Here is a 12,632-nt window from a genome sequence, read left to right as displayed (position 1 = left end):
CACCATACTGATAGGCTTAAGAAAGCTATAAAGACGTTCTGTTGCATCCTCATACGGGCGGCGCGGACACCATCACCCAGGTTCCATGGATGACTTTTGTTCACGTATCGTCCATACACGTCCCTACCTTGAAAAAAATGCGATGAAAAGTGGGAAGGTTCAACAATATTCAAAAAAAGTATTGCTAATATTCTCAATCTGTAATACTATTATAGTGATATTACAGATTTGCACACCAACATGCCTTTTGAAGCTTGCTGACCATCACAAACCGAACGACTTTGTAACTTTTTCTTACAAGTTAATTATATGCCTAAGTAATGCTAAATTCAATAGGAATGTGATGCTAGTTTATGCATCATTCAGTGCTATTTTGTAAACGTATACCAATCGAGTGTATATTAAAGGTCCGATTCGGTGTACACCATCAGTGGAGGTGTTAGTATGGATTTTCATCATCTTAAATACTTTGTCGAAGTAGCCGACAAGAAATCATTCAGCAAAGCGGCTCGGACGCTGCACATTTCCCAGTCCGCCATCAGCCGTACCATCAAAGCCCTGGAAGAAGAGCTGGGCGTCGTCCTCTTCATGCGCAATGCCAAGGCCGTCGAACTCACCGATGCCGGTACGATCTTCCTCTCCCACGCCAAGCGCGTCGTCTTCATGTTCGAACACTTGAAGACGGACTTTGAAAATGAATTTAAGCTGGAACAGGGGACAGTCCTCATCGGCCTGCCGCCGATCACGGGCGCCCCCATCTTCGCCAACCTTCTCGGCGCCTTCAAGCAGGAATACCCGCAGATCGAACTGGACCTCTACGAACATGGCTCGAAGAAAGTCGAAATCAGCGTCCAGGAAGGCCTCATCGACCTGGGCATCGTCTGCACGCAGCCGAAGGAAAAGGATTTTGAATCGTTCTTCCTGACCCAGGACCCGATGAACGTCATCATCCACCGGGACAACATCCTGTCCAAGGAAAAGACGATTCCTCTCAAGAAGCTGGCCAATGAATCGCTGGTCCTCTACCGCGACGACTTCAACCTGCACGATGAAATCATCCAGCACTGCAAGAAGATCGGCTTCCAGCCGAAGATCGTCTTTGAAACGAGCCAGCGGGACCTCATGATCCAGACCGTCGTGGCCAACCTGGGCGTCGCCCTCCTGCCGAGCCGCCTGTGCCCGACGAAGGAAACGAACCCCCGCGTATCGGAATCGGTCGTCGTCCGTCCCCTGGTCGAACCGGAAATCATGCACGTCCTCTACGTCATCTGGAAACGGGGCCACTACCTCTCCCATGCCGCTCAGTTATGGCTCGACTTCGTCCGCAATAAGGCCCGCGTCATTTCCAACTTATAGGCGCCATGGACAGACATAAGTCCCCGGCCTTCCTGGCCGGGCTCCGCCAAAAGGAACAGCAGGGCTGTGCCGCCCTTTCCCACCTGCGCCGCCGTTTCTGCCAGGCCTGGCGCGGTCTCCCCAAGGCCCAGAAGTGCGTCGTTCTCGTCGCCCTTCTGGAGTTCCTGTGGATCGCCGCCCTCCAGTTCCAGGTCTATGAGCTGGCAGACACGATCTCCATGCAGCGTGTCCGCATCGCCCAGCTGGAAAAGCAGGCTAAAAAACAAAATAATATGTTATATTCTGCTTCACAAACACTGGATGATATCGAAAAAAAATGGCATCGCCTCAATTTCCGTGTCCTGGAAAACACCTGGCGCATCGAAGAACCCGAAAAAGACCCGGACTCCTTATGAGTCCGGGTCTTTTTCGAGTTTGATGTTAAAAGTTTGATGTTTGATGCGGATGGTTGTAAATTTAAAGGCCCTTACATCAAACCTCAAACCTCAAACAAAAAAAGGGACCTCGCCTGATAGCCGAAGCCTTCGTGCAACAGTCCCTTTCTATGTGTGTTTAATTTTCGATGATTTTCAGGAAGGTTTCCGGTTCCGGCAGGGAATGGAGCAGCTTCCAGGGCGCGCACTGAGCCAGTTCCTCATAGGAATAGCGGCCGGTGGCCACGCTGACCGTGCGGGCGCCGATGGCCTTGCCGCACTGGATGTCATACGGCGTATCGCCGATGACATAAGCCATCTCGATGGCGTCGCCCCAGGCTTTCTTGGCAATGGCCAGGGCATTGCGGGCCAGATCATCGCGATAGTAATAGTTGAAGGCGAATCCCGAATGAGGGAAATCGAAATACTGGGACAGGCCGAAGACATCCATCTTCATGCGGGCGCCAGTGGCACTGTTGCCGGTCAGCAGGAGTTGCTTATATTCCTTGCGCTGCTGGAAAAAGGCCAGGTTCGCTTCTACCTGAGGCAGGACGACGCCTTCGTCAGCCTTGCGCTTCAGCCATTTGAGGAGCTTCTTTTCGTAGCCCCGGCAAAAAGCGTGGACTTCTTCGTCTGTCGGCATGATGCCCGTCGCTTTGTACAAGAGCTGCTGGCAGATGAAATTATCCGTCCGGCCGCCGGCGGCGATTTTGGGCACGGGCACGTCCGTGCCTTTGAGGTCATGGAAGACTTCTTCAATGGCATATAAGCCGGCCCGGCCTGTATTCAATAAGGTTCCGTCAATGTCCCAGTATAGTAGTTTCACCGTATTCACTCCCTCTGCGGGCACGCACTTGAGTCATTACTGTTTGGATACGATTTCCTTCGTATCGCGGGCGATCATGATTTCTTCGTTCGTCGGGATGACGTACATCTTGACCGTCGAATCGTCCGTGCTGATGAGGGCATCTTTGCCGCGGACGTCGTTGCGCTGCGGGTCGAGTTTAGCACCGAGGTATTCCAGGCCTTCTGCAATGGCAGCACGGTCTTCGATACCGTTTTCGCCGACGCCAGCCGTGAAGGTGATGACGTCTACGCCGCCCATAGCGGCTGCGAAAGCACCGATTTCTTTGCGGACCTGATAATGGAACATGTCGAGGGCGAGCTGAGCGCGTTCATTGCCTTCCTTAGCTGCTTCGCCGAGGTCGCGGAAGTCGCTGGATACGCCGGAAATGCCGAGGACGCCGGATTTCTTATTCATGAGCGTATCCATTTCTTTCGTCGAAAGGTTGTGGTTGTCCATGACGTTGAGGACGATAGCCGGGTCGATATCGCCGCAGCGGGTGCCCATGAGGACGCCGGCGAGCGGTGTAAAGCCCATAGTCGTGTCGACGCATTTGCCATATTTGATGGCAGCCAGGGAAGAACCGTTGCCGAGGTGGCAGTTGATGATGCGCAGTTTTTCAACCGGTACGCCCATAACTTTAGCGACTTCGCCAGCGACATAGCGATGGCTCGTGCCGTGGAAGCCATAACGGCGGATGTGGTCTTCTTTGTAAAGTTCATACGGAAGGCCATACATGAAGGCTTTAGCCGGCATGGTCTGATGGAAAGCCGTGTCAAAGACGCCGACCTGAGGAACGCCAGGCATGATAGCTTTGCAAGCGTTGATGCCGATGATGTTAGGCGGATTGTGGAGCGGAGCCATAGCCGAGCATTTTTCCAAGGCTTTCATGACTTCATCTGTAATGAGCGTGGAAGCCGCAAATTCTTCGCCGCCATGGACGACACGGTGGCCGACAGCATCGATGGCATCCATGGATTTGATGACGCCACATTCAGCATCGGTGAGGATGTCGAGGACGAGTTTGACAGCGACTTTGTGGTCCGGAATGGACTGTTTGATTTCTTTTTTCTGGCCATTCCATTTGTGTGTCAGCTGCGAATCGGGAAGGCCGATTTTTTCAACCAAACCTTTTGCCATTACTTCTTCATTGTCCATGTTGACGAGCTGGTACTTCAAGGACGAGCTGCCGCAGTTTACAACCAATACGATCATGAAAATTTACCCTCTTTCATTTGTCTTAGAATTATTTGAGCTGGCCAAATACGTGGTCAACTACTTCTTTAGCCAGGGCATCGCCGTCTTTGTACATGTACATGACGTGCCATATCTGGCCATTATCTTCAAAGAAGAGACTCCGCACAGTGAGTTTGGCCGGCTGGCCGTTGAGCGGTTCCGTATAGGAAGCGTTGACAACGGTGGTCTTACGGCCGCTTTCTTCCGCGTCGGTGACCTTCGTTTGCAGATCAGAAACATCCGGTGTCTGTTTCAGCATGGCAACGTATTCCTTTGCCATGGCTGCAGGCGTCGTTTCGCCAGCCGTTTCGGAGACAGCGACGACATTGATGTGCTTATCGTTGTTAATGTACATCATGCCTTCACCATTCTGGCGGCTTACATGTGCCAGATCGAACGGCGTCATGACATACACTTCCGAATTGCCGGCTTTCAGCTGGACATACCCGAAACTGTATTCTTCGAGCATCGTCATGTTGCCGCATCCGGACAACAATACGACAGCTGCGGTCATGGCCGCAACTGCTAATAATTTCAATCCTTTCATGCAATCACCTATTTATGCTTTCTACAGACTAGGTTCATTATAGCATAAAAGATTTATAGCGTCACCTAAAAAAAGCGACGAATTGCAAATACTTTCGCCCCTTCCCTTGTCCCTAACGAGTATACACCATTGACGTTTCAATATACCGCCCGTATACTTAACATAATAAGCTATACTTTTTATAAAAAAATGCGTCCCATAAATACAGTGATGCCATACTCGGCGTCAATATTGTGAATTTTAGAACTTATGGAGGTCTTATGGAAGCTGTCGCCATCATTGCCGAATTTAACCCCTTTCATACCGGTCATGCCTATCTCATCCGCCAGGTCCGGCGCTTATCCGGGACCGATGCGGCCATCGTCGTCATCATGAGCGGCGCCTTCGTCCAGCGCGGTGAACCGGCCTTTTTCGATAAATGGCACCGCGCAGCCTGGGCCATCGAGGGCGGCGCCGATGCCGTCATCGAACTTCCGGCCGTCTATGCCCTGTCCAGCGCATCGGGCTTTGCCCTGGGCGGCGTCACCTTAGCGGCCCGGCTGGGCTGCCAGTCCCTGGCCTGCGGCGTCGAGGCGGGGACGGCCGAGGATTTTCTCTCCCTGGCCCGCCGGGCCGATACCCTGGAAATCGGCCCGGAGACGGCCAAAAAAGGTTCGGCCGGTCAGTCACGGACCGACGCACTCATGGCAGCGGCCCCCGACGAAGCCCGGCTCCTGGAGCAGCCCAATGCCCTGCTGGCTTTTGAATACGCCCGGGCCCTCTTGAAGCAGGAACGGCCCCTGTCCTTCCTTCCCCTGCCCCGCCAGGGCCGCCATGGCGATACCGGCCTCGGCGCCACCTTTGCCAGCGCCTCCGCCCTGCGGCAGGCCATGACCGACCATCCAGGCGATGGGAAGCCTTATATATCCTATATAGTAGAAAGAGTCCGCCCGTCCCTGCAGGACCAGCTGACCTTGGGGGCCTTTACGGATTACCGCCGTTACGGCGATTTCGTCGCCGGCCAGAACCGCCTGCTCACGCCGGACCAGCTGCGCCGCCTGCCGGCCTTTACGGAAGGCCTGGAAAACCGCTGGTACCGCGCCTTCGCCGAAGCCGGCGATTACGACCAGGCCCTGAAGCTCATCAAGACGCGGCGCTATGCCTACAGCCGCCTGTGCCGCATGGGGGCCTATACCCTCTTGCAGCCCTCCCGCCGCCTCATGGACCAGTCCTACGAGGCCGGCCCGCAGTACGCCCGCCTCCTGGCCCTCAACGGCCGGGGCGCAGCCTTCCTGAAAGGCGCCCGGGACAGGCTGGCAGTCATCACCAAAATCCGCCAGGACCTTTCCAAACTGACGCCGCTGGGCCGGGAACAACTGGCCTTGGACCTGCGGGCCAGCGATGTCCAGTCATTCTGTTTTTCTAAAGAAAATCAGCGCAAAGGCCATCAAGATTATTATCATTCACCTATTTTTATAGGTATTCAAAAATAATATCTGCTATATACCTAAAAAATCAAAAAGTTTCCCTATTTTCGCAATTGTTTTACAGCCTAAAATCTGTTATGATATGTATTGTATTTTTAAAATTATAAGGAGGTTTTCCGCGTGTCTTTAAATCTTAATATCTATCAGACCCTGGCTGCGGCCATCGTCGTCTACTACGTCGGCGTCTTCTTGCGCGTCAAGATCAGCGTCCTTCGTAAGTATTGTATCCCGGCGCCCGTTGTCGGCGGTATCTTATTTGCTATCATCAATTGCATCTTATATACGCAGGGCATCTGGAAGTACGAACAGGATACGATCATGCAGAACATCTGCATGATGCTCTTCTTCACCAGCGTCGGCTATACGGCCAGCATCAGCCTCATCAAGCGCGGCGGCGTCATGGTCTTCAAAATGGCCATCGTCACGACGATTTTAATCATCTTCCAGAACATCATCGGCTCCGGCCTGGCCATGGCCTTCAACCTGAGCCCGCTCCTGGGCCTGGCAACGGGTTCCATCCCCATGGTCGGCGGTCATGGTACGGCAGCGGCCTTTGGCCCGCTCCTGGAAAGCATCGGCCTCGACAGCGGCGCTACCATTGCCGTCGCAGCCGCTACGTTCGGCCTCGTCGCCGGCGGCGTCATCGGCGGCCCGATTGGCGAAGAACTGGTCCACAAATTCCACCTGGTCAGCTCGGCCGAATCGGAACGCTTCGACCCATCCTTCAATGCTGGCACCGTTTCGAAACTGAAAGCCGTTGCCGGCAATAAGGAACGCGCAGAAAACGCCATCAAGATTGAAAATAAAATCGGTCAGACCATCGACAACTACCGCTTCATGAACGCCATGGCCCACCTCTTCCTGGCTATGGGCCTGGGTACCCTGGTCAGCGGCTTCTTCAGCAGCATCGGTCTGGTCTTCCCGGGCTATATCGGCTCCATGATCGTCGCTGCCATCATCCGCAATATCGCCGACTTCACTCACGCCTACAAAATCTACCAGCGTGAAAGCGAAGTCCTGGGCAACCTGAGCCTGACCGTCTTTTTGACCTGCGTCCTCATGAGCCTGAAACTCTGGCAGCTCGCCGATCTGGCCATCCCCCTGGTCGTCATGCTCCTCAGCCAGGCCCTGTTCATGGCTATCTTCGCCTACTTCATCGTCTTCCGCGCCATGGGCAAGGATTACGAAGCAGCCGTCATGACCAGCGGCGTCTGCGGCTTCGGCCTCGGCGCTACGCCGAACGCCATCGCCAACATGACGGCCATGACCGAACTCTTCGGCCCGGCACCGACGGCCTTCTTCGTCATCCCCCTCATCGGCTCGCTCATCATCGACCCGGTCAACGCCTCGATCATCACCATCTTCATCAATATATTCCACTAGTAGGGCCCGTGGCTCGTGGCTAGCAGTTAGCGGTCTCACGGCTTTCGTAGGGGCCGTCCTGAAAGGCGGCCCGGCTCTCCTGCTAGGAGAGCTGTCAGCGCAGCTGACTGAGAGGTTAATCGGTGAACTGCGGCCTACGAATTGCGGTGTCAGTTTGCGGAATTCCCACAAACGGGCCGCCTTAACAGGACGGCCCCTACGGCAAAAGGGCTTGTCGCATATGCGACAAGCCCTTTTGCTGGAGGAACGTCCCTTCCGGTCACACACCGGGAGGGGCTTTTTTTGTATGGAATTTTATTTTGCCATCAGGCTGGCTACTTTATTGGCGAAAGCCACGGGGTCGTCAGGCATGATGCCTTCCAGGAGCAGTGCCTGATCGTAGAGGAGGTTGCAGTAGTCCTTGAAGGACTGGCTGTCTTTACCCTGGTCGTGGACGGCAGTCAGTTTGCCGAACAGTTCATGCTGCGGGTTGATTTCCAGGATGCGGCGGGCCTTGAGCATGGGGTTGTTGGCAGCGGCAAAGGCCTGTTCCATAGCCAGGGACGGGCCGGCAGCGTCGGCGACGAGGCAGACGGCACCGCTCTTCAAGCGGTTGGACAAGCGGACATCGGCCACTTTATCGCCCAAGAAGTCTTTCATATCCTTCAAGAGGCTTTCATTATCCTTAGCCAATTCTTCGTTCTTCTTCTTTTCTTCTTTGAAGGCGTCGTCTTCCAAGTCCAAGTCGCCACGGCTGATGGAGTGGAAGCGGTGGCCTTCGTATTCGCCGATAGCTTCGACGGCAAATTCATCGACCGGGTCAGTCATGTAGAGGACTTCGATGCCGCGGTCGCGGAGCATTTCCATCTGCGGCAGGCCTTCGATGGCTTCTTTGTCCTTGCCCGTGGCGTAGTAGATCTTCTGCTGGCCGTCTTTCATGCGGTCGACGTATTCCTTGATGGTGCAGAGTTTGCCATCTTTCGACGACATGAAGAGCAGCAGGTCCTTCAATTTTTCGACGTTGTTTTCACCGGTCATCATGCCGCTGTAGACGCCGATTTTCAGGGATTTGCCGTATTCAGCCCAGAACGTTTCATATTTTTCACGGTCTTTTTCCAGATTCCGCTTCAACGTCTTGAGGATGGTCTTTTCCAAGTTGCGGCCGATGAGGCTCAGTTCGCGGCTCTTCTGCAGGAGTTCACGGGAAATATTCAAGGACAGGTCCGGCGAATCGACGAGGCCCTTGACAAAGCGCAGGTAATCCGGCAGGAGGTCTTTACATTTATCCATGATGAAGACGTGGCGCGAATAGAGCTGGATGCCCGGTTCATAGTCGGCATAGTAGAGGTTGAACGGAGCCTTGCCCGGGATGAACAGGAGCGCCGTGTAATCGACGGCCCCTTCGACGCGGTTGTGGAAGATTTCCATCGGTTCTTCCCATTCATAGAACTGGTGCTGGAAAAATTCCTTATATTCTTCCGGCTTGATGTCCGATTTGTTGCGCGTCCACAAGGGCTGCATGGAGTTCAGCGTCCGCGTTTCCGTGTGTTCTTCTTCCGGTGCGTCTTCGATGACCTTGCCATCGGCATCCTTCGGTTTTTCCTTGGCCGTGAAATCCATGGTAATCGGGTAACGGATATAGTCGGAATACTTCTTGACCAGGCTCTGGAGGGTCATCTTGTCGGTGTAGTTTTCTTCACTGTCATCGCCGTAGAAGTCCTTGCCCAGGCTGAGGATGATTGTCGTGCCGTGTTTCGGTTTCTGACATTCTTCCAGGCTGTATTCACCATCGCCTGTGGATTCCCATTTATAAGCCTGTTCTTCGCCGGCCTTGCGGGTGACGACGGTGACTTTATCGGCGACCATGAAGGCCGAATAGAAGCCGACGCCGAACTGGCCGATGAGGTCCTTGTCCGTGCTGTCTGCATCCTGGGATTCCTTCAGTTTTTCCAGGAAAGCCTTGGTGCCGGACTGGGCGATGGTGCCCAGGTTTTCCATCAAATCCTGTTTGTTCATGCCCAGGCCGTTATCGGAGATAGTCAGCGTGTGGGCATCGGCGTCAGGCGTCAAATGGATTTCAAAGGCCGTATCGCCTTCGAGGAGGTCGCCGTTAGTCAACGACTGGTAATGCAGCTTGTCGATAGCATCGGATGCATTGGAAATCAATTCACGAAGGAAGATTTCGTGATTCGTATAAATAGAATGGACCATCAAGTCCAGTAATTGTTTCGTTTCAGCTTGAAATTCATGGGTTTCTTTCGCCATATTCAAACACTCCTTTGTACGATTCTGCCGTAGTGGCGGATACCTTCAGGTACCCTTACACCAATATCATACAGCAAAAAGTCAAATAGTCAAGTATTTTTTAAGAATTTGACCTTTATCGTGTATCCAGTATGCAATTTGAAATAGTGTACCAGATTGTATTATACTATATTTAGCATGTTAGTATGATAAAAAAACAAGTAAATCTATAGAATACCTCATCACTTACACTTCCATGTTAATTCGCATTTCTCCTGGTATTATATCATATGTATCAAAGATTAGAATCAGGCAACAAGCAACCAACAAAAAAAGAACGATGCATCGAGAAAATTTTTCTCTTTGCATCGTTCTTTTTCCTATCCGTTATTCAATGGTTCGTTAAGCTTATTTATTTTTGTTTTCTTTGACTGTGCGAACACGCTGAATCGTCGGATTGCCTGCTTTGTCTTTTGCTATCGTATCGACAGTGAAGTATTCTAATTCATGCGAGAATTCGCTGAGGATCTTGTCGGACAAGACAGCGCCTTTTGTCATGGCACGATACAAGATAGCTGCAAATTCATACCGCGTCATCGGGCGGTCTCCGGCAAAGTTGCCATCCGGATAGCCTTCGATCATGCCGTTGCCGGCCAGCTGTGCTACGTATTCGTAAGCCCAGTGATTCTGCGGTACATCCGGGAAGAGCTGCAGTTTGGATGTATCTATCTTCTTACCTGCATTGGCATCGAGCATGGCTGACTTCATAGCTTCCAATTCACCGCGCAGTTCTTTAATTTCCTTCGCCATCGCTACACGAGAAGTCGATACATGACTGCTTCCGGAACCTAGTTTGAAGCTTACGCCGGCATTAACCATGTTTTCGCCATTACCAAAGGTACCGCCTACAGAGAACATCGTGTCTTCATTCGGACGATAGTATGCCCCAACAGCAGCTGCATTGGCGCCGCGGTAGTTGCCATAGCCTGCCGCAAAGTCCCACTTCGCATCCGGATCAAAATCCAATGGATGTAATGCTGCCAAAGCCGCAGCACCGGCACCGACTTTGTTGACGCGGTTATCGAGGTCAGAAATACGACCATTCATATGGTAAATGGATTCCGTGTTGGCCGTTACCTGGTTATCCAAAGCCGACAAGTTTTTGCCAGCCGTGTTGGACTGTTTGACGAAGTTGCCGTCTTTTGCAACTCTCGTTTCGTTGTAGAGCTGACCGCCATTGATGGCATCTTTCGAACCTTTCGAGATGATTCCATCTGCTACATTCGTGATTTTCTTATCACCCGCATTAATACCACGCTGGGTGACTGACGGGCCTTCCGCAATGGTCAAACCATCACTGGAAATAGCAGTCTTTCCAGCTGTGACCTTATCTACGGTAATTTCTTTATTGAGGGATACTTTGTAGTTAGCCGGTTTGGTTGGGTCTTTTTCCTGATTTTCAACGGTTATATTGGTATCGTCACCAACGACAGTTCCTACGCCACCGTCTTTACCGTCCTTACCATCCTTGCCGGGAGCACCGGTGTCACCTTTATCGCCCTTGTCGCCTTTCGGACCTTGTTCACCCTGAGCGCCGGTGTCACCCTTGTCGCCTTTCGGACCTTGTTCACCCTGAGCGCCGGTGTCACCTTTTTCGCCTTTATCCCCCTTGAAATCAGGGTCGCCCTTCAGGGCATCTTTATCCAGGGATACCAGGACGCGTTTGTCTCCTTCTGCGCCCACTTCTTCTGCTTTCAGGCCATCGCCAAAATCAAACTGCAGATTGCTAATCGTCATGTCCTTTGCAATCTGGGTACCGCTTGCATACACACCACTGGCAACTTTACCTCCGTTATAGATGTGAACGGGCAGATTCATCACATTATAAGGAGTTCCATTAATAGTGAATCCTGTTACTTTTCCGCTAGTATCTTCAATTGCCCTAACAACAGAGCCTGTCTGAAATTTTTGAGATTCGTTTCCAACTGTAACAGTTACTGCTGTATCTTGACCGTTAACACCACCGTTTCCAGTTAAAGTAATATTATTTTGAACGCTACTCCCATCATTACGTATCAAGGAAATTGTTCCCTTATTCGTTTCCTTATTCATGGTTACATTTTTAATGTCCTGATCATAAAGCAATTTATCATTCTCAACTAACGCATCAGCAACTTTATTAATGTCCCCAATCGTCAATGTTGTATTATACGTCAACTCACCACATTCAGCTGTATGACCATGAACCCAAGTACCAGGACGATAATGGCTTAAATTAGGATCATTTAACTTCGTGGTTTCATCTGTTGTATTGTTATATACAATAGTTTCTTTTGGCTCTTTTACACTTGTATCTACATTATCAGCAGCATATATAACGCCTGTCCCGATAGTTAGCATAGTTGCTGCCATAACAGCCGCTACAGATGCAGCTTTTATACGGCTTGAACCCGTTTGATGATTTTTAGCAAATTCCGAAGCTACAACATAGCAATTTCTTGCTTTATTCCACACGACTTTGTATATTTTATTCATATAGATATCCTCCTTCTTTTATACGTACTTTTTCAGGTATTATTTCTGTTCATACGAAACTTTCCGCCGTTTATTAAACCAACGTTTTCGGCAGTCATCACAGCAAAAAGTCCGATGCCGGTCTTTGGGGGTCGTAACGATGACGATTTTCCCACATTCCCGGCAGGTAAATTCTTTGCCGCAAACAGCACATTTCATACGAACATGGTCATGCTCCTGTCATTCCATACTGAATGGCAGACAGGTGGTAACCAATAATTGGAAATAACAAACGAATGCAAACATGCCAAAAAGGAGAGTATATGCCTACACTGTCCTTCTTTATATCTATATGAAACAAGACGCACCCATTCCTGGGCCTGTTTTTTTATATATGTGCCTTTACTATCTTGTAAATCCCCCCCTGTATATTGTTTAGCCGTCACCTCTCTGCCGATATGCATGATGGCCGTAAAACTAGTTGTAAAGTAAGAAATCATCAGTTGGACAGGATACATGATTTTCACCCCCCCCCTTACATTTTATGATAATTTTATTATAATATAATTATAGCATAATATGGAAGGAACGGCAAGATATCCGGAAAAGCTATATATATATACATACTTTAGTATATATATAGTTTGCAG

11 protein-coding genes are annotated in these 12,632 nt (G+C 51.0%); 4 read left to right on the top strand and 7 right to left on the bottom strand.

Annotated features, from left to right (window positions below; translation table 11 throughout):
* Positions 1-444 precede the first annotated feature (444 nt).
* The gene (locus NOS26_RS08835) at positions 445-1,356 is read left to right on the top strand and encodes a LysR family transcriptional regulator (protein WP_014016983.1); all 912 of its coding nucleotides are present in this window, start codon (positions 445-447) and stop codon (positions 1,354-1,356) included.
* 5 nt (positions 1,357-1,361) lie between these two features.
* Positions 1,362-1,751 (top strand): hypothetical protein, encoded by a 390-nt coding sequence (locus NOS26_RS08830; RefSeq protein ID WP_027895760.1) that lies wholly within the window; start codon positions 1,362-1,364, stop codon positions 1,749-1,751.
* Between the two features lie 157 nt (positions 1,752-1,908).
* Here NOS26_RS08830 and NOS26_RS08825 read toward each other — a convergent pair whose 3' ends face one another.
* From NOS26_RS08825 to NOS26_RS08815, 3 genes are read right to left on the bottom strand one after another with little or no spacing between them, the layout of a single operon-like run.
* Complete coding sequence (locus tag NOS26_RS08825) at positions 1,909-2,595, bottom strand: HAD family hydrolase (RefSeq protein ID WP_036203962.1); 687 nt, start codon at positions 2,593-2,595, stop codon at positions 1,909-1,911.
* A 36-nt stretch (positions 2,596-2,631) separates the two neighbouring features.
* Positions 2,632-3,828 carry an acetate/propionate family kinase gene (locus NOS26_RS08820; protein WP_036203959.1) on the bottom strand — a complete coding sequence of 399 codons (1,197 nt, stop codon included), beginning with the start codon at positions 3,826-3,828 and terminating at the stop codon, positions 2,632-2,634.
* A 31-nt stretch (positions 3,829-3,859) separates the two neighbouring features.
* Positions 3,860-4,396: a hypothetical protein gene (locus NOS26_RS08815; protein WP_027895757.1), complete on the bottom strand. Its 537-nt coding sequence runs from the start codon at positions 4,394-4,396 to the stop codon at positions 3,860-3,862.
* A gap of 260 nt (positions 4,397-4,656) precedes the next feature.
* On the opposite strand from NOS26_RS08815, the gene NOS26_RS08810 reads away from it, so the two are divergent.
* Entirely contained in the window at positions 4,657-5,868 is a 1,212-nt protein-coding gene (locus tag NOS26_RS08810; protein WP_255917583.1) for a nucleotidyltransferase family protein, read from the top strand.
* 114 nt (positions 5,869-5,982) lie between these two features.
* The gene (gene gltS / locus NOS26_RS08805; protein ID WP_095340535.1) at positions 5,983-7,245 is read left to right on the top strand and encodes a sodium/glutamate symporter; all 1,263 of its coding nucleotides are present in this window, start codon (positions 5,983-5,985) and stop codon (positions 7,243-7,245) included.
* A gap of 294 nt (positions 7,246-7,539) precedes the next feature.
* On the opposite strand, the gene htpG is transcribed toward gltS, so the two are convergent.
* The 4 genes from htpG to NOS26_RS08775 all read right to left on the bottom strand — a co-directional run bounded on the left by htpG (position 7,540) and on the right by NOS26_RS08775 (position 12,500).
* On the bottom strand, positions 7,540-9,489 hold the full coding sequence (htpG, locus tag NOS26_RS08800) for a molecular chaperone HtpG (RefSeq protein WP_014016990.1): 1,950 nt from the start codon (positions 9,487-9,489) through the stop codon (positions 7,540-7,542).
* Positions 9,490-9,876: 387 nt separating this feature from the next.
* Positions 9,877-12,003 (bottom strand): ESPR-type extended signal peptide-containing protein, encoded by a 2,127-nt coding sequence (locus NOS26_RS11645; protein ID WP_305120451.1) that lies wholly within the window; start codon positions 12,001-12,003, stop codon positions 9,877-9,879.
* Positions 12,004-12,042: 39 nt separating this feature from the next.
* Positions 12,043-12,201: a hypothetical protein gene (locus NOS26_RS08780; protein WP_014016992.1), complete on the bottom strand. Its 159-nt coding sequence runs from the start codon at positions 12,199-12,201 to the stop codon at positions 12,043-12,045.
* A complete protein-coding gene (locus NOS26_RS08775) occupies positions 12,198-12,500 on the bottom strand; it encodes a hypothetical protein (RefSeq protein ID WP_255917582.1) in 303 nt (100 codons plus the stop codon). Before NOS26_RS08775 ends, NOS26_RS08780 begins: the two co-directional genes overlap by 4 nt.
* Positions 12,501-12,632: the final 132 nt, after the last annotated feature.

The sequence above is a fragment of the Megasphaera sp. SC8-1 genome (genome assembly GCF_024436295.1).
GTDB lineage: Bacteria > Bacillota > Negativicutes > Veillonellales > Megasphaeraceae > Megasphaera > Megasphaera elsdenii.
Note: the sequence above shows the minus strand (reverse complement) of the source record. Positions and strands in the feature narration are given on the sequence as shown.